18 protein-coding genes are annotated in these 17561 nt (G+C 64.1%); 7 read left to right on the top strand and 11 right to left on the bottom strand.

Annotated elements, in window-relative coordinates; translation table 11 throughout:
• Positions 1-2: 2 nt before the first annotated feature.
• Together Q0K12_RS04300 and ldhH are read left to right on the top strand one after the other, a co-directional pair.
• Positions 3-641 carry a lactate utilization protein gene (locus tag Q0K12_RS04300; protein ID WP_297260536.1) on the top strand — a complete coding sequence of 213 codons (639 nt, stop codon included), beginning with the start codon at positions 3-5 and terminating at the stop codon, positions 639-641.
• The gene (ldhH, locus tag Q0K12_RS04305; protein ID WP_297260537.1) at positions 634-2808 is read left to right on the top strand and encodes an L-lactate dehydrogenase (quinone) large subunit LdhH; all 2175 of its coding nucleotides are present in this window, start codon (positions 634-636) and stop codon (positions 2806-2808) included. Before Q0K12_RS04300 ends, ldhH begins: the two co-directional genes overlap by 8 nt.
• A 297-nt stretch (positions 2809-3105) precedes the next feature.
• On the opposite strand, the gene fliW is transcribed toward ldhH, so the two are convergent.
• From fliW to thrB, 11 genes are all read right to left on the bottom strand, one after another.
• A complete protein-coding gene (fliW, locus tag Q0K12_RS04310) occupies positions 3106-3579 on the bottom strand; it encodes a flagellar assembly protein FliW (protein WP_297260538.1) in 474 nt (157 codons plus the stop codon).
• On the bottom strand, positions 3558-3794 hold the full coding sequence (gene csrA / locus Q0K12_RS04315) for a carbon storage regulator CsrA (RefSeq protein ID WP_297260539.1): 237 nt from the start codon (positions 3792-3794) through the stop codon (positions 3558-3560). Before csrA ends, fliW begins: the two co-directional genes overlap by 22 nt.
• 10 nt (positions 3795-3804) lie before the next feature.
• Positions 3805-5370, bottom strand: a complete 1566-nt coding sequence (locus tag Q0K12_RS04320; RefSeq protein ID WP_297260540.1) for a flagellar hook protein — start codon at positions 5368-5370, stop codon at positions 3805-3807.
• A gap of 19 nt (positions 5371-5389) precedes the next feature.
• Positions 5390-7501 carry a flagellar hook-associated protein FlgK gene (gene flgK / locus Q0K12_RS04325; protein WP_297260541.1) on the bottom strand — a complete coding sequence of 704 codons (2112 nt, stop codon included), beginning with the start codon at positions 7499-7501 and terminating at the stop codon, positions 5390-5392.
• A gap of 17 nt (positions 7502-7518) precedes the next feature.
• The gene (flgN, locus tag Q0K12_RS04330) at positions 7519-7986 is read right to left on the bottom strand and encodes a flagellar export chaperone FlgN (protein ID WP_297260542.1); all 468 of its coding nucleotides are present in this window, start codon (positions 7984-7986) and stop codon (positions 7519-7521) included.
• Positions 7987-8103: 117 nt separating this feature from the next.
• Positions 8104-9621 (bottom strand): rod-binding protein, encoded by a 1518-nt coding sequence (locus Q0K12_RS04335; RefSeq protein WP_297260543.1) that lies wholly within the window; start codon positions 9619-9621, stop codon positions 8104-8106.
• Entirely contained in the window at positions 9622-10728 is a 1107-nt protein-coding gene (locus Q0K12_RS04340) for a flagellar basal body P-ring protein FlgI (protein WP_297260544.1), read from the bottom strand.
• Between the two features lie 204 nt (positions 10729-10932).
• Positions 10933-11244 (bottom strand): flagellar biosynthesis anti-sigma factor FlgM, encoded by a 312-nt coding sequence (gene flgM / locus Q0K12_RS04345; protein ID WP_297260545.1) that lies wholly within the window; start codon positions 11242-11244, stop codon positions 10933-10935.
• Between the two features lie 21 nt (positions 11245-11265).
• Positions 11266-11706 carry a hypothetical protein gene (locus tag Q0K12_RS04350; RefSeq protein WP_297260546.1) on the bottom strand — a complete coding sequence of 147 codons (441 nt, stop codon included), beginning with the start codon at positions 11704-11706 and terminating at the stop codon, positions 11266-11268.
• A gap of 70 nt (positions 11707-11776) precedes the next feature.
• A complete protein-coding gene (locus tag Q0K12_RS04355) occupies positions 11777-13183 on the bottom strand; it encodes an MFS transporter (protein WP_297260547.1) in 1407 nt (468 codons plus the stop codon).
• Between the two features lie 36 nt (positions 13184-13219).
• Positions 13220-13786 carry a homoserine kinase gene (thrB, locus tag Q0K12_RS04360; RefSeq protein ID WP_297260548.1) on the bottom strand — a complete coding sequence of 189 codons (567 nt, stop codon included), beginning with the start codon at positions 13784-13786 and terminating at the stop codon, positions 13220-13222.
• A 207-nt stretch (positions 13787-13993) separates the two neighbouring features.
• Here thrB and Q0K12_RS04365 point away from each other — a divergent pair, with 207 nt between their 5' ends.
• The 5 genes from Q0K12_RS04365 to yidC all read left to right on the top strand — a co-directional run bounded on the left by Q0K12_RS04365 (position 13994) and on the right by yidC (position 17545).
• Positions 13994-14839 (top strand): hypothetical protein, encoded by an 846-nt coding sequence (locus tag Q0K12_RS04365; RefSeq protein WP_297260549.1) that lies wholly within the window; start codon positions 13994-13996, stop codon positions 14837-14839.
• Between the two features lie 217 nt (positions 14840-15056).
• Positions 15057-15191 (top strand): 50S ribosomal protein L34, encoded by a 135-nt coding sequence (rpmH, locus tag Q0K12_RS04370; protein ID WP_296303392.1) that lies wholly within the window; start codon positions 15057-15059, stop codon positions 15189-15191.
• A 41-nt stretch (positions 15192-15232) separates the two neighbouring features.
• The gene (gene rnpA, locus Q0K12_RS04375; protein ID WP_297260565.1) at positions 15233-15625 is read left to right on the top strand and encodes a ribonuclease P protein component; all 393 of its coding nucleotides are present in this window, start codon (positions 15233-15235) and stop codon (positions 15623-15625) included.
• On the top strand, positions 15622-15906 hold the full coding sequence (yidD, locus tag Q0K12_RS04380; protein WP_297260566.1) for a membrane protein insertion efficiency factor YidD: 285 nt from the start codon (positions 15622-15624) through the stop codon (positions 15904-15906). Before rnpA ends, yidD begins: the two co-directional genes overlap by 4 nt.
• Positions 15893-17545, top strand: a complete 1653-nt coding sequence (gene yidC, locus Q0K12_RS04385; protein ID WP_297260550.1) for a membrane protein insertase YidC — start codon at positions 15893-15895, stop codon at positions 17543-17545. Before yidD ends, yidC begins: the two co-directional genes overlap by 14 nt.
• Positions 17546-17561: the final 16 nt, after the last annotated feature.

Genomic DNA, 17561 nt, shown 5'->3' on the forward strand with positions numbered 1-17561 from the left:
TCATGGCCCCTGTCAATCAGGAACTTGTCGATCTCTTCATAGCCCGCGCGGAGGCTGTCGCCGCCCAGGTGCAGCGCCTGCCCAACATGGCCGCCGCCCTGCAATACGCCGTGGATGTCTGCGCCCGCAAAGCGCCCTGCGAGCTGCTGGCCGATGAAGATGTGGAAAAGGGCCCGGACGGCCCCAATAAAGTGCCTACCCGCGTGCAGAAGATCCTGGCCGCGCCGGATCTGCCGGACGCGGACTTTGCCGCCCTGGCCGAAGCCTGCGCCGCGCAGGGCTTCGCCTGCCGCCGGGACGGCCTGCGCAACCATCTGGCCGGCATCGACGTGGGCCTGACCACGGCCCGTCTGGGCGTGGCCGCCAGCGGCACCTGTCTCACCGTGGGCGACAATGAGGATACCCGTCTGGCGGGCATGATCAGCGAGACGCACATCCTCATCCTGCGCGCCTCGGAGATCTATCCCGACCTGCCCTCCATCGCCGGCCGGCTGCGCGAGCGCATGGCCGAACGTCCGGGCAGCTATACCGTCTTCATCACCGGCCCCAGCCGTACCGCCGACATCGAGCGCGTCAGCGCCGTCGGCGTGCACGGCCCGCTGGAACTGCATATCGTTCTTCTGGAGGATGCCCATGTCTAACAGCGAAAAACTCGGCAGCGAATCCGCGTACCACAAGGATATCGACAGCGCGCTGGAAGACGGCTTCCTGCGCCGGACCCTGGATACCTTTGCCGTGGCCTACCGGGCCAACCGCGAAGCCATCTTCAAGGAAGTGGACGAGCGCGGCCTCATCCGGCAGATCGCCGACGCCAAGGACGACGCCTGCCGGCACATGGAAGAGCTCTATACGCAGTTCCGGGCCGAGGCGGAAAAGCGCGGCGTCATCGTGCACCGGGCGGGCACGGCCGCCGACGCCAACGAGATCATCGCCCGCATCGCCAAGGAGAACGACGTCAAGTACGTCATCAAGTCCAAGTCCATGACCGCCGAGGAGATCCACCTCAATACGCGGCTGGAGGCCGACGGCCTCGTGGTGGACGAGACCGACCTTGGCGAGTGGATCATCCAGCTGCGCCATGAAGGCCCCTCGCACATGGTCATGCCCGCCATCCACCTTTCCCGCCAGCAGGTGGCCGACGACTTCGCCAAGGCCACCGGCGACCCGCAGGACACGGACGTGCAGCGTCTGGTCAAGGTGGCCCGCGTGCAGCTGCGCCGCAAGTACCTGCGCGCGGACATGGGCGTGAGCGGCTGCAACTTCGCCGTGGCCGAGAACGGCAGCGTGAGCACCGTCACCAATGAAGGCAATGCCGAAATGGTGACCACCCTGCCGCGCGTGCACGTGGTGCTGGCCGGTCTGGACAAGCTCGTGCCCACGCTGGACGTGGCCCTGACGGCCCTGCAGGTGCTGCCCCGCAACGCCACGGCCCAGCGCCTGACCTCCTACGTCACCTTCATGGACGGCGCGGGCGACTGCGCGGCCTCCCCGACCGGCAAGAAGATCATGCATGTGGTCTTCCTGGACAACGGCCGTACCGAGATCGCCAAGGACCCGATCTTCTCGCAGATCTTCCGCTGCGTGCGCTGCGGGGCCTGCGCCAATGTCTGCCCGGTCTTCCGTCTGGTGGGCGGCCACCGCATGGGCTATGTCTACATCGGGGCCATCGGGCTCATCCTCACCTACTTCTATCACGGGCAGGACAAGGCCCGCATCCTTAGTCAGAACTGCATCGGCTGCGAAGCCTGCAAGAACGTCTGTGCGGGCGGCATCGACCTGCCGCGCCTCATCCGGGAGATCCGCGCCCGTCTGGTGGAAAAGAACGGCGCCGGCCTGCCCATGAGCCTGCTGTCCTCGGTGATGAAGAACCGCAAGATGTTCCACAACCTCATCAAGTTCGCGAGCTTCGCCCAGCGCCCCTTCACCGGGACCGGCAAAGACAACGTGAGTTATCTGCGCCATCTGCCCGCCATCTTCCTGGGTAAGCATCAGTACAAGGCCCTGCCCGCCATCGCGGCCGAATCCTTCCGCGACCGCTGGGCCCGCATCAAGCCCGTGCTGCGCGAACCGCGCATGCGTATCGCCCTGTTCAGCGGCTGCGCGCAGGACTTCATCTTCCCCGACCAGCTGGAAGCCTTCGTCAAGCTCATGACGGCGCTCAACGTGGAAGTGGACTTCCCCCTGGAACAGACCTGCTGCGGCCTGCCGCTGGACGTCATGGGCCAGCGGGCCACGGCCATCGAAGTGGCGCAACAGAACGTGGAAGCCTTTGCCCACAAGAAGTATGACGCCATCGTGACCCTCTGCGCGAGCTGCGCCTCGCACATCCGGAACGTCTACCCCGAGATCCTGGAGCACAGCCCCTACCGGCAGCAGGCCGAAACGCTGGTGCAGTCCGTCCAACCGTTCAGCGCCTTCCTGCATGACACGCTGGGCGTGAAGGCCGAGGACTTCAACCAGAGCGGCGAAAAGGTCACCCTGCACCTGCCCTGCCACCTCTGCCGCGGCTGCGGCGTCACGGATGCGCCGCGCGAACTCATCGCCCAGGCGGCGGAATATGTGCCCTGCACGGAAGAGGACGTCTGCTGCGGCTTCGGCGGCAGCTACTCCATGAAGTTCCCGGAAGTGGCCGCCCAGCTGCTGGAGAACAAGCTCAACAACGTGCAGGCCAGCGGCGCGGATCGCCTGGTGACCGACTGCCCCGGCTGCGTCCTGCAGATCCGCGGCGGTGTGGAAAAGAAGGGCCTTCCCGTCAAGGTGAGCCACATCGTCGAACTCATGGCCGAGAACGTGCGTACGCGCAGCTAGGGCCTGAGACACACTTCGCTGCTTATTTGGGGGGAAGGGAAACCCCTCCGCCGGCGCGGAAGGGTTTTCCCTTCCCCCCAAGCCCCCCTTCCCTGCCCCAGCGCGCTTTTAGAGCGTTTCACCTTTGAAAAAGGTGAAACGCGAGGCGGCGGCACAGCGCCGCCCGGCCCAAAGAGAGCAGAAAAACCGCGTTTTTTCCGCGAAACGCCAGGCCGTAACTAAAATTGCTCTAAAAGAAAGGCGGCGAACAGGCATCTGACCTGTCCGCCGCCTTTCTTTGGGCTGTGATATGTTCGCCTAGGCCTTTTCGGCTTTCTGGCTCTTGCGTTCAAACACTTCGCGGAAGCTGACCTTCTGCGGTCCGTCGCCGGACTGCGGCACCTGCAGGCCCACGCGCGTCTTGAAGTTGATGACGATGGGGCCGCTCAGGTTGAGGCAAGCTTCTTCCGGCTTGCCCATGGGGATGGAGACCGTCACCAGGATGGCCGCATCCTCGGGCTTTTCCAGCCCCAGCAGCATCTGCTCCGCATCGCCGATGATGACGGGATAGGAGTCAAGGAAGCTGTAGGGGTCCGTGACCATCAGGCCCAGCGTGGGCGTTTCCGTGCTCTGCAGGATGAGCAGCGCGCCGCCCTGCTGAATCTGCAGCAAGGTAAAGGAATGCTCGTTTTCCAGTCCGGCAAGGCCACGGGGGAAGTTGATGATCTTGTCGGCTTCGATGCTCCGACGGCCAAGACGGGTGTCGATCTCTAGGGCTTTGTTCTCTTCCATAGCTGCAATGCCACCATAAGGTCTTCATTGTTAGAGGGAATGGCGCCTTTGTTTTCCTCTTCAGCGCGTTTATAAAGCTCTTCTCGGTATACTGTCGTATCCGCGGGGATATCAAGTCCCAATTTGACTTGCTTACCCTGCATGCTCAACACGGTTATTCGGATGTTCTCTCCAAGACAGATGCTTTCCCCTGGACGACGGGCAAGTATGAGCATATGCCGTCCATTAGAGGAAATTGGAAAGATTGAGCTGCATGATCATGGACGATGATTGCAGCACCATGCTGTAGGTCATCTGCTGGCGCGTAAGATTGGTCAGCAGTTCCGTCAGGTCGATGTCTTCCACGTTGCTCAGCAGCTCCTGCTGGTCCAGCTTGCGGAAATCCAGGATGTCGTAGACGGTCTCCACGCGGTTTTCCTTGGCGCCGATCTTGGCGGCCTGAGATTCCACGTAGGGCATGCAGGTCTTGTCCAGCTTGGCCAGCACCTGAGCGCAACCGTCGCGGTTGTCGCACTCCAGATAGGCGATGAATTCGCCCGCCAGTTCAAAGACGTTCTGGTCGGTGGGCAGAGCGGGCTTGCCCTGATAGTAGCCGCCGAAGATCTCCATGCCCACGTTGTTCACGGAAACATAGGTGTCTTCCATGATCTCGTAATTGAGGTCAGCGCGGTCGGGATGCACCATGATCTGCGCGCCGGCGGGGATGGTGGAACCGCCCGCGACGCCGGCGGTATTAAAATCCATATAACCGCCGGGGATGGTCAGACGCAGGGTGTCGCCGCCGGTGGTCGTGCCCTTGGCCGTCACCCAGTTGTTGCCGCCGTCGGTGCTGTAGGAGTAGGTGAACTCATTGCCGGCAGTGGCCAGATCCGCATCCGTATCGAAGCGCACCAGCACGTCCTTGCCGAAATTGCCCGTGGCGGAGACCTGATCCTTGCTCAGGCCGTCCTGACCGCCCATGACCACGATGTCCGGCGGAGGATTGTTGTCGTCGCCCTTGTACACAGCCGTAGGCCGGATATAGAGCAGGGTCCCGTTATTGGCGCCAGGGCCGGTATCCACATCGGCGGCCTTGGTCTGCAGCCCGCGCGGCACGGTGAGCCGCACGCCGTTGGCGTCGATGGTAAAGGAGGCGTTGGGGTCGGCATTGGCCGCCAGCGTCCCTTCCGTCCAGGTCGCACCGCCGTCGGCGGACCAGCGGTAGGTCAGGTCGTCGTCGCCCACGGTGCCGTCGCTGGTGAACTGCACCATGACGGTGCTCTTGGAGGAACCTTCGATGCTGAAGGCCCCTTCATTGGCGGCCTCGGCCCAGTTCTCGTCCCAGGTGGTCACGGCAAGGGATTCCTCGAAGGCGTTGATGTCGTACTTGTGCCCGCCGAAGATGCTCTTGCCGTCGAATTCCGTATTGCCCAGATTGAGCAGGGAGCCGAAAAGGGCACGCGCTTCGTCGGCCATGATCCTGCGCTGTTCGGCGTTGTAGGTGTCCGTGGAGGCCTGTTCGGCCAGCTCCTTGAGCTGGGTCAGCACATTGCTGGTCTGGGTGGCCACCACGTTGTCGGCCAGCTGCAGCCAGCCCTTGGCGGTCTCCACATTGGTCTTGTACTGATCCGTGTTCTGGATCTCGTTACGGGCGGTCAGCACCCGGAAAGCGCCGGCGGGATCGTCCGACGGACGGTTGATGCGCTTTTGCGTCGACCCCTGCATGACGCTTTCCATATAGGCAGCAAGACTGTTCTGCATGTTGTTGATCATGCTGCCGTACATATTACGCTGCGTTACGCGGATTGCCATGATGTCCCCTCCTTGTGCCCTACTGCTTGAGTCCCAGCAGGGTCTCCAGCATCTGGTCGGCCGTGGTGATGAGCTTGGCGGCTGCCGTGTAGGAGCTCTGGTACTTGATGAGATTGGCCAGTTCCTCGTCCAGGTTGACGCCGGACACGGAGGCCACGCGGTCGCTCAGATCCTGGGTGAGCGTGGTGTTGTACTCGGCATTGGTCTTGGCCTGGAGCCGGTCCGAACCCACGGTGGTGACGAGGTTGGAATAGTACGAGGTGATGCTCTGGTTATCCACGGTCTTCCAGACGGTGGAGATCACCACGTTCTTGGTGGACAGCAGGCCCATGTCGTTGGCCAGCGAGTTGTCGCCCACGTTCATCTGGTACTGACCATTGACGCGGCCCGCGGCCACCAGATCCGCATCCTGATACAGCTCGTTGTTGATGGCCATGCTGGAGGCGTCGGTGCCGGAGAAGAAGCCGTTGATGCCCAGCGCGGCCATGAGACCGCTGCTGTCCGCGCCCATGGCGAAGTTCACGTTGCTGTCGGGATTGGCTTCGATGAGCAGCCGGCCGTCCTGGATGGTGGCGTTGAGCATATTGTTGCCCGCCGCATCCGGGAAGGAACGGTTGATGGCGTCGCGCACGTCCTCGAGCGTATGCACTGAGGGATCGAAGTTCTGGACGCCGGGCGTGGCGGCGTCGAAGTCCAGCATGCCGGAGGAGACGTGTTCCCCGGTGGTCTTGTCGTAGAAGTGGAAGTTGACGTTGCCCGCCTGGAGACGGTCGCTGTAGGCGTGCATGGCCTGCGGCGAACCCAGCGCCTGATTGATGGCCCCGATGGTCTGCGTGCCCTGCGCGTAGTCCAGCGGCTTCAGGCCGACGCCCTGGCTGTGCAGGCGGTTCACTTCCCAGATGAGGGCTTCGGCCGTGGCGTTGACTTCGTCCAGATAGCGGTTGCAGTTGTCGTCACGAATGTTGAAATAGGACGCCAGCTTGCCGCCGGTCACGCGGTTGGTGTTCTCCGTGCCGTTGAGGTAGCGCTGCGGCGTGACGTTTTCCGGACCGCGGGTGGGCTCGATCCAGTAGAGGGCGCGCTTGGGCACGATGTCGAAATTGTCGCCCGTATGGAAGTTCTGCGTATCGGTGAAGGAGACGGTCAGGTTCTTCACCTTGACCGGGTCGATCTTGCCGTCGCCGTCGTTGTCCGTGATGTCGTAGCGCAGCTCCTGACCGTTGTCGTCGCGCAGCCAGGTCTTGCCGCCGTCCAGGGACACGCGGAAGGACGGCGGCGGGTTGTCGCCCACATTGCCGCCGTTGACGATCTCGACGGTGTACTCGAAGCCGTCGGAGCCTTCAAATTCGATCTGACCCTGATAGGTGGATTCCGGGCGCAGGCGATTCTCGGCCTGCGGATCCAGCATCTCCAGTTCCCAGGATTCCTGCTTGTCCACCAGCGGCTGACCGGTGGTCAGCTGTACGCGGAAGTCGCCCTTGCCGTTGTCGATGGTCTCCACATCCACAAGGGTCGCCAGCTCGCGCACCAGGCGGTCGCGCTCGTCATACAGGTTGTTGGGATTGCTGATCCCTTCCACCGTATTGGCCGTGATCTGCTTGTTGACGTCGGCGATGGCCTTGGAGATCTCGTTGACGCGGGCGACGGTCTCGTCGATGGACTTGTCCATGTCGCTCTGCAGCTGCTTGATGCTGTCCACCGTGGAGGAGAACATATCCCCCATGGATTCGGCATAGGAGAGCAGCGCCTCACGGTGGGCCGTGCTGTCGGGATAGAGCGCCAGATCCTTCCAGGCATCGAAGAAGAGACCGAGGGAGGAGTTCACGCCGGCGCGGTTGGACTCGTTGAAGAGCCCTTCCAGCGAGGTCATGATGGTGTCCTGCTCGTTCCAGCGGGAGGACACGGTGGACTGGCGCACGTAGGAGCGTTCCAGGAAGGCGTCATAGTAACGCAGCACCTGCTGGGCGTTGACCCCCAGCCCCTGAGCGCCGGGCTTGGCCTGGATGGCGTAGGAATCGCGCTGATCGACATACTGGCGCGAGTAACCTTCGGTATCCGCATTGGCGATATTGTTGCCGGTAACGGATATCCACGCCTGCGAGGCGTTCAGGGCCGACTTCCCTATGTTCATCAAACCACTCAGCATAATCACAGCCTCCCGGAAATAATGGCCGCATCAGGATGCGCCTTGTAGCACATGGTCCCCTGCGATCCGTAGATTTCGGCATCTGGGGGGGTGACCTGCTTGGTCAGATGACGAAGATTGCGCGTGCTCTGGTCAAGCAGCGCAAGCGAAAGCTGGGCATTGCGGGACGCCTGACGCGCCGCACGCTGTTCCCCCCTGTCCACTTCAGCAAAAATATTCCGCAACTCGTCAGCCTGTTCTTCCGGCAGCGTCTCGGCGTATGCAAGCACACGCTGCCCCGCAAGCGTCTGGATCACGCAACTTTTCTCCACTGCGATCTGACGTATGAGCTCTTGAAGAGAGAACTCCAGCGCCACTACGGCTTCCGTCTTGCGGTCCATGATGGAAAAATATTCCTCTTCCAGCAGCTCGAACAACAGTGACAACGCCTTCGCCTGACGTTGCAGAGATTGGCTAACGATTTGAAACATACGCATATCCTTACAGTTTTTGCATGCGTCCCCTGCTAATGCGACCGGCGGCATTTTCTGCCGCCGGCGGAGCGTGCACTTACTATCGTGCAAGAGATATGCCGATTGTGGACAAGGCTACATGGGAACGCCCGCGATAAGCGCTTCTTCCGCGCTCAGGCGGGACTTGCCGGCCTTCTGCGCCGGCTGGAGGACAGGCGTCTGCCCCATGCTTGCGTGGGGCGCGGTCAGCGGCGGGATGCCGGAGGCCGGCATCTGCTGCTGTCCCGGCTGCGCCTGCGCCGTCGCCTGCGCGCCGCTCAGCGGGGCCACGGGAGCCTGTCCGGCCTGCGGCTGGCCCTGCAGGGCATTCATGTTCTGCTGCTGCATGTGGGCCTGCAGCTGCGAAGCCTCAAGCTGGGCGGCCTGCGGCGTCTGTATCACCTGCTGGGCCGCGGCGCTGTTGCCCTGGGCATGATAGGCACGTATGCCCTGGCCGGCCTTCTGCCCTCCGGCATCCACATTGAGGGTGCGGATAAGATCCTGATTGAGGCCCTGCCGCAGCTGTTGCGCCTGCTGCGGGATATTGGTCTGATAACGGACGCGCACCACATCCTGACCGCTGGCCGGCTGGGCGGCGGGCTGCGGCGCGGCGGCGGGCATGGCCCCGGCCGTCATGCCGGCCGGCGTGAACGGCGCTGCCGGCTGCGCGATCTGAGCGGGGGTCAGGGGCGGCTGCATGGCCGCCTGCATGGCGGCGGGACTGCCCACCGGCGATGCGGCCGCGATGTAACCGCTCCCCTGGGCGGCAGTCCCCGTCTGGGGAGCGTTGGCGGGAGCTGTGGCCTGCCAGACGTTTTCCTCCTGCCGCCTGCGCCGCGAGGCGGGCCGTACGCCGTTGCCGAGCTTGTCGCCGGCCTGCCGGTGCGCCTGCTGGGCCATCTGCAGGCCCGAGAGCTGGTCGGAGCTGCGCTGATGCCGGCGAACCTCGATCCGCTGCTTTTCCGGCTGCGGGGCGGCAGGCGGCTGCAAGGCCGCCAGCTGCGGCTGCACCGCCGGCTGCTGTCCGGCTGTCTGGGGAGCGGCCTGGGCGGCGTCCTGATCCACCACGCCGCTCACCGGCGCATATCCTTCATAGATGGCGGCCCCCTGCGGAGCTGCGGGGGAAGCTTCCGCCACCACGGCGGCCGGCTTGCCGTCAACCGGGCTCTTCGCGGCATCAGGCGCGACCAGCGGGGCCGCCTGGGCCACGAAGGCCGGCGCGCGTCCGGCCGACCCGGCGGTGCCGCGGCTGGCCGAGACCAGATTGCGCGAAAGCTGCTCGTACATCATGTCCGCAAGACCGATGCCGCCCACGCTGGCCATGGACTTGGCCAGCTCCTGATCGTACATGTCCTGCCACATCTTCTCGTCACGGCTTTGCAGCAGGCCGTTCTGCGGCAGCGTGGCGCGCATCTGCTGCCACATCTTCTGGATGAAGATGGACTCGAAGCCCTCGCAGGCTTCGCGCAGCCGCTTTTCCTTCTGCTCGGGCGTGAGGCGGCTGGAGGCGGACTCGTTGAGGCCGCGCACCCTGTTCTGCAGCTCAAGCTGCCGTCCCTGACTCTGGCCGAGCGAGGCCTGCATCATGCTGGAATCCAGTGAAGAAGCGCCCATTTAGATCACCTCCAGGCTGGCATGCAGAGAGCCCGATGCCTGCAATGTTCTCAGGATCGAAATAAGGTCGCGGGGCGTGGCGCCGATGGCGTTGAGTCCGTCCACCAGCTCCTGCAGGGTCGCGCCTTCCACCATCATCAGGCGGCGGTTCTCCACGCGCACGTTGATGTCCGTCCCCGGGGTGACCACCGTCTGTCCGGCGGAGAAGGGGCCGGGCTGCGAGACCTGCTCGCTCTCCTGCACCACGATCTGCAGGTTGCCGTGCGCCACGGCCGCCTGGGATATGCGCACATCGCGCCCAAGCACCACGGTGCCCGTCTTTTCGTCCACAACCACCTTGGCGGGGACATCGGGCGAGACTTCGAGGTTTTCCACCGAGGCCATGAGCGGCACCAGATTGCTGCGGTACTGCGGCGGCACATTGACCACCACGGAGCTCGCGTCCTGCGCATTGGCGAAGGGCCCGCCCATGGCTTCATTGAGCCGCTCCGCTATCTGCTGGGCCGTGGAAAAGTCGGCCATACGCATATTGAGGGTCAGCTGATCCTGCTGATTGAATTCAAAGGGGATGGCGCGCTCCACGATGGCCCCGCCGGGGATGGTGCCCACGGTGGGGATGTTCTGGGCCGCACGGGCCGCCGCGCCGGTGATGGAAAAGCCGCCCACGGTCAGGGGGCCCTGCGCGAGGGAATAGATCTTGCCGTCCACCCCCTTGAGCGCCGTCTGCAGCAGCACGCCGCCCAGCAGGGACGTGGCGTCCCCCACGGAAGACACGGTCACGTCCAGCCGCGTGCCCGGCTTGGCCGACACCGGCATGCGGGCCGTCACCATGACCGACGCCACGTTCTTGACCTTGAGCGCATCGGCATCCACCCCTACGCCCATGCGGTCCATCATGTTTTTCATGGAACTCATGGTAAAGACGGAATTTTTCTTGTCGCCCGTCCCGGCCAGACCGACGACCAGACCATAACCGATGAGCTGGTTGTCACGAACGCCGGAAAAGGTGGCGATATCCTTGATGCGCACGGCCTCCGCCCGCCCCGGCAGGGACAGGATCATCAAGGCCAGCAGGAACGACACAATGCGAACCGGATTCAGATTCATTCGCTATTCTCCTCTGCCGACAACACGGCGCAGGAGAATTTGCAAAAATCACGCCATGTAGAAATAAAGTATATTTATTCCAAACTGTTACAGAAAATCGTCACGTCTCTCCCAATGCGTCGCGCCAGACATTTGGCGCTTTTTATACAAAAAAAGGGAGGACGCCTACGGCATCCTCCCAGAACGGAATACACCCGCGAGGTGTTACAGCGTGAAGAGCGCAGGCTCCTCGCGCAGCAGATTGGCGGCGATCAGACGGCTGTCGGCCGTGTAGGTCCCGTTGGCCACCTGCATGCGCAAGGCTTCCACCTTGTCCGCGCGCACATCCGGAGCGTTCTGCGCCACACGGTGCGCCTCGCTGAGCAACATGGCGTCCTTAGAGACGCTTATGGAATCCCCTTGTACGCCGGCATGCGGCGTGCCGGCATGCTGACGCTCGCCGGCGTTCTCCAGACGGCCCTGCGCGTACACATCCCGCACGGACCCAAGCAAACCGGACGAATATTGAATTTCCATCGTGTCCTCCTGCCTGACGAATCAGGACCGGACAGGAGCGGGCTTGTCCAGCATGCTCCTGTCGATTTTTTCTCGTGTTATGCGCCACAACAGGCGACGTACGCGGGCCTGCAGCTCGGCCGAGAGCTTGCGGGCCCCCCTGTCGTCCTGCCGGACGAAACAGAGTCCCTCCCCCGGAGGATAGGTAAAGCGTATGGTGAAGCCCACACGTTCGCTGAGCGCCCGGCGGATATCCTCCACCACGGGATTGTCGCTGCCGGTGAAGAGCAGGCTTTCATACACCTCCTGCGCGACCTTCTCCACATAGACGCCGCGCCGGGGGGTCGGGTCGGGATCCTGCGGAGCTTCGCCTGCCGCCAGCCGCATACGCGTCCGCAGACGAGTCAGACGGCGAGCGGCAAGCAGTTGCATCTCGTAGCCCTGAACTCTCTGACGCAAGCGAACGGCAGCGATATCAGACATAAAACTCCCCATTCCCTTCTGGCAGTCTTTTCGACCATGCGCATGATTACTTTAGAGGTTTCCGAAAAGATTACGCAATATCTTCCCGTGGGCCTCCATCCCGCCGGCTGCCGTTGCGGGCAAGGGTGCACGTCACGGCAAGCAGGTTGAGCACGCCGAAAAAGATCATGTCCGTGCGCATGGCCCGCAAAAACTGCGGCATGTTGTCCGGCCCCACCGCCGCATGCCCCAGAAAAAAGCTGAGGGTCAGCGTGATGATGACCATGTTGCAGAGCATGCCCGCCGTGCGCACCATGCCCACGAGGCCCGAGGCCCGCCCCACGTTCTTTTCTCCCGCGCTTTCCATGATGATGGCCGTGTTGGAGAGCGCGAAGAAGCTGACCCCCACGCCCAGCAGCACCTGCGAGCCGAAAATGAGCCAGAGCGTGGAATCCAGCTCCAGAAAGGCGGCCAGCAGCAGGCCGCAGCCGCAGAGCACCGTGCCCAGCGTACAGACATGCCCCGCCTGCCAGCGGCCGCAGAGGCGTGCGGCCAGCGGGCTGGAGAGCGCCTGGACCAGGGCCTGCATGGCCAGCACAAGACCGGTCTGCTGCACGCTCATGCCGCGCCCCATCTGCAGGTAGAGGCTGAAGAAGAAGAGCATGCCGAAAAAGGAACAATAGTTGATGAACGCCGCGATGAGCGAAAGGCTCGTGACCCGGTTGTGGGCCAGCATGCGCACGTCCAGCAGCGGGAAGGCGGTACGCAGCTCCCGCAGACAGAGGACGACCGCCAGCACCGCCCACAGCGCCAGCATGGCCCCGCCAAGGCCGGGATAGTCGGCCAGCTCGGAAGCGCCGATGGTCAGCGCGGCCATGCAACAGGCATAGATGAGACAGCCGGAGGTGTCAAAATGTTCGCCCCGGGCGGGACGCCACTCCATCCGCACATGAAAGACCGTGAGCAGCATGGCGGCCAGGGCGGCCAGCCCGGTCAGCCAGAACAGCCACTGCCAGCCCAGCCAGCCGGCCACGCAACCGGCCAGGGGCGGCCCGCAGGCGATGCCCGCATAGACCGCCGCGCTGCTGATGCCGAGGTAGCTTGCCCGCAGCTCGGACGGCGCGGCCGAGACGAGCAGGGCCAGACTGCAGGAACTGAGCAGCGCGCAGCCGGTCCCCTGCACGAGGCGCAGCACGATGAACAACGTCATGTTGCTGACGAAGCCGAGCACGATGCTCGTACAGCCGAAGATCCCCATGCCCGCGAGGAAGACCCGGCGGCGGCCGAAGATATCCCCGAGCGTCCCCCCGGCCAGCTGGAAGATGACCAGCCCGAGGGAGTAGACCGCCCCCACCAGGCTGAGTTCGCGCGCGCTCGCGCCGAGGCTTTCGCCCAGCGGCGGCAGCACGGCATTGACCCCGGCCATCATGAAGGGCATGAAAAACTGGGCGGCGCACATGGCCACCAGAAGTGAGCGGTGTTCCCTGAGGACCGGCACGTTCCCCCTCCCGCGCGCATGGCGCGCGTCAGCGCATCATCGGTCTGCGCATGGTTCCGGCGCGATGCGCCCCTGCTCCAGCAGTCTGTCCCGTATCCATCCCGCGCACTGCTGCGGCGTCCGCCCCTCGGCGGGACAGCACAGGTCCGCATAGCGGCGGTACAACGCTTCCCGCTCCTCGAAAAGCCCCCGCAGGGTCTGCCCCGGGGCAATGGCCAGGCCGCGCTCGGGATTGCGGGCGATGCGCTCCTCTATGATGGCGAAGGGGACATCCAGATGCACTACGGGCCCCTGCGCGGCCAGATGGCGCATGGCCGTCTCCCGGTAGATCACGCTGCCTCCCGTGGCGAGCACGGTCCGCGGCGCGCGCACGCTGCCGACCACGCAGGCTTCAAGATCGAGGAAGGCCTCCTTGGAGAGCTCGTCCGTGACGCCCTGCAGGCGGCTGGCGTAGAGCGACTCCATAAGATAGTCGCTGTCCATGAACGCCCAGCCGAGCAGCTGCGCCAGCGACTGGCCGACCGTGGACTTGCCCGCTCCGGCCATGCCGATGATGCTGATACAGGGCTGCGGAGCGCTGCCTCCGCGGGATGCGCAGTGCATAGGTTCTCCTTGGAGCAAGAATCCGTGCCGCCCAGGGCGGCATGCTTGCCAGATTGACCCAAGGCAAACGCCTCTGTCAAGGCGGCCGCCCAGCCCCGGCGCTTTTCCGTATTTTGTCCATCTGCTGAAAATTCTTGCTTCTCCGCCGTTCCCGCACTAATGTTTTCCGCATGCCTTCCGATTGATAGGCAAGAGGAGTGACATTCCATGCGCCATATATTTCTTCCGCTCGGCCTTGCCTGCCTGCTCGGCATCACGGCTGCCCCGCTGACGGCCGATGCCGCCAGCCTTTCACGGAATTCCGGCTCTATCGACATCAACCAGCGCGTGCAGGACTGGAAGGACTACGGAGGAGCCCGTCTGTACTGGCTCTCCGTGGCGCAGCCGCGCCAGATCCGCATGGGGGGCCTGCCCTATGTGGACCCGGCCTCCCACCCCCTGCTCACCACTGAAGAAAAAGCCCCGGTGCGCCGCAGCAGCACGCGCAAACGCTCGACCCGCCGTCAGACGACGAGCGCCGTCCGCACTCAGAAGGCGCCCAAGGACGCCGGCTCCACCTCGCTGCGCAAACCGGCGGCCAGCCGTTCCGGCGGAACGGTCAGCTCGGGTACCGTGCCCATCGAGCAGACCGCCCGGCGCAGGACGGGGGGCGTCGCCGTCACGACGGAAGTCCCGCGTCCCGTGACCCCCGTCTCCGGCGGCCCCTGGGCCCCGGTGCCGGGCACGCCGCCGGTCTCGGGCCTTGGCATGTATGACGCCCAGCCTGTCCCGGCCATCATCCCCGCAGGCTCCCTGCCGCCCGGCGCGGCCACCAGTCCGGCCATGACGCCCCCCGTGCCGGCGGCCCCGGCCGTTGCGCCGGCTCCGGCCGCTGCTCCGCTGCCCGCCGGCGGCCCGGCCGACGTCTACAGCCCGCAGACGGTGCCCGGCACGCCGCTGCCGCCGCTGCCCGGTTCGGCGGCCGCCCAGCCCATGCCCAACTTCCCGGGCATGCAGGGAACCGCGGCCATGGCCGGCACGCAGAACGGCATGACCGCCCGCAGCGGCGGTTAGCCCTCTCTGGGAAACGTGGAGGGCGTCATGTCGGGCCTGCTGAAGGACTTGACGAACAACGCCTTGCCATGTATGAACCAATTTTCGAACGTCTTGCCTGCGGCCCGTTCCGGCAGGCACAATCTGCCGTGCGGACACTTTCCTGCCTGAATGCGCCCATCTCGCGCCGGGCTTTCCGGCCCATGTCCGCAGCCGCATTACGAAAGGAGATCTGACCATGAAAAGAACGTACCAGCCCAGCAAAATCCGTCGTGCCCGTACGCATGGTTTCCGCGCCCGCATGGCTACCGCCAGTGGCCGCGCCGTCCTGCGCCGCCGTCGCGCCAAAGGCCGCAAGCAGCTGAGCGCCTAGGCCCGCGGCGAGGCGGGCCCTTGCCGTGTACACGCGCCATGATGGCACAACAGCAACTGCCGAAAGAGGGGCGGATCCGCAAGCATGCGGATTACGCCCTCTGTTATGAGCAGGGGCGGCGTCATCACACAGGGAATTTTATTCTCTTCGTATTCCCACGTCCCGGCAGCGGTAAGACGCGTGTCGGGATGGCTGTTTCACGCAAGGTCGGCAATGCCGTAACACGCAATCGGCTCAAGCGCCTGCTGCGGGAGTTTTATCGCCTGCATCAGGCTCTTTTGCCATATGATAGTGACATCGTGACCGTCGCCAAGAAGCACGCCGGGCAGTCCCAGCTCGATCTTGCCCAGGTGAGCGCCGAGCTGGAGCCCCTGCTCCGGCGGCAGCAGCGGCGGCAGCGGGAACAGCAGGAGGCCCCCACATGCCGTCCTTGAAAAAGGTTCTGCGGTATGCGGCCATCCTGCCTATCCGTCTCTATCAGCTGTGTCTTTCGCCATTGCTGCCCCCCTCCTGTCGATTCGTCCCCACCTGTTCCGCCTACGCCATTGAGGCGATCACCCGTCACGGCCTGTTGCGCGGCGGGTGGCTGACGTTGCGCCGTCTGGCGCGCTGTCATCCCTGGGGCGGTTCAGGGTATGACCCCGTTCCCCCCGCGCACCCACAGCTTTCGGAACCTGTCGCTCCCAGGAGAACCACCCCCGATGCAAGAAACTAGCAGCAGCAAAAACCTCGCTCTGGCCATCGTCCTTTGCCTTGCCGTGCTCTTCGGCTGGAGCTTCTTCGCAGAATATATGGGCTGGGTGGCCAAGCCCGACCCTGAAGTGGTGGCCCAGCAGCAGGCCGAGGCCGAAAAGGCCAAGCAGGAAAAGGCCGAAGCCGAAAAAGCCCGCACCTCTGTGCCGCTTACGGTCTTTGCACCGGTTCCCGGACGGGACATCGTCATTTCCACGCCGCTGTACGAGGCGGTCATCCACAGCGGCGGCGGCGTGGTCCGCTCCTTCCGCCTGAAGCACTACGACGCCACCATCCGGCCGGATTCCCCGCTGGTCAACCTGGTGGATCCCGTCACGGCGGAATCCGCCCCGCTGGGTCTCGTCATCGACGGCGCCGCCTCCTGGAGCCTCGGCCAGTGGGCCGTGGAAGCCGCGCCGGAAGGACCGCTCGCCGCCGGGCAGAGCGGCGTGCTGCGCCTCGTGGGGGAAGTGAACGGCCTGCGCGTGGTGCGCGAGCTGCAGTTTTCCGCCGACAGCTATCTCATCAAGGAAAAGACCAGCCTTGCGCCGCTGGGCGAACAGACCCGCAGCGCGCGCCTGGCCTACACCGTGGCCTCCGATGCCAGCAATGCCGGCGGCGGACAGTATGACGCCATGCGCATCGCCTGGTATCTGGACGATTCCCTCGGACAGGAAGCCGACGCCGAGGATCTGACCAAGGGCGTCACGGCCACCGGCAACGTCAGCTGGGCCGGTCCCATGAGCACCTATTTCCTGTCGGCCATCCTGCCCGGCAAGACGGACGGCGTCACCGTCAAGGGCCTCCTGCGTGGCAGCGTCTACCGCGTGGCGGTGGAAGAGCAGGACATCCAGCTCACGCCCGGCAAGACCACCGACCTGGAGGTCGCCTACTGGCTCGGCCCCAAGAAGCGCAAGCTGCTTATGGAAGTCTCCGAGCCGCTGGCCGGCAGCGTCGAGCTCGGCATGTTCAGCATCATCGCCAAGGGTCTGCTCTGGCTGCTGGAATTCTTCCATCAGTACGTCAACAACTGGGGCCTGGCCATCATCCTGCTGACCGTGCTCATCAAGGCCGTCTTCTGGCCGCTCACGGCCAAGAGCTATGCCTCCATGGAGAAGATGAAGAAGCTCCAGCCCATGATGATGAACATCAGGGAAAAGTACAAGGACAACAAGGAGATGATGAACAAGGAGGTCATGGCCCTCTACAAGACCTATGGCGTCAATCCCGCCAGCGGCTGTATCCCCATCCTTGTGCAGCTCCCCGTGTTCTTCGGCCTGTATCAGGCGCTGCTGACCGCCATCGAACTGCGTCACGCCACCTTCATCGAGCTCCTGCCGTTCACCGACAAACTCTGGCTGGCCGACCTGTCGTCCAAGGACCCCTTCTACATCACGCCCATCATCATGGGCCTGACCATGTTCCTGCAGCAGCGCATGAGCCCCCCGCCCACGGATCCCACACAGCAGAAGGTCATGATGTTCCTGCCGCTGATCTTCACGGTGCTGTTCCTGGGCTTCCCCTCTGGTCTGGTGCTGTACTGGCTGGTCAACAACATCCTGTCCATCGCCCAGCAAGGCCTTATGCACCGCAAGAACAGACGGCTTGACGCCGACAGCTAGACTGTCGCCACACATG

This window comes from uncultured Desulfovibrio sp., from assembly GCF_944324525.1.
In the GTDB taxonomy this organism is placed as follows: domain Bacteria; phylum Desulfobacterota; class Desulfovibrionia; order Desulfovibrionales; family Desulfovibrionaceae; genus Desulfovibrio.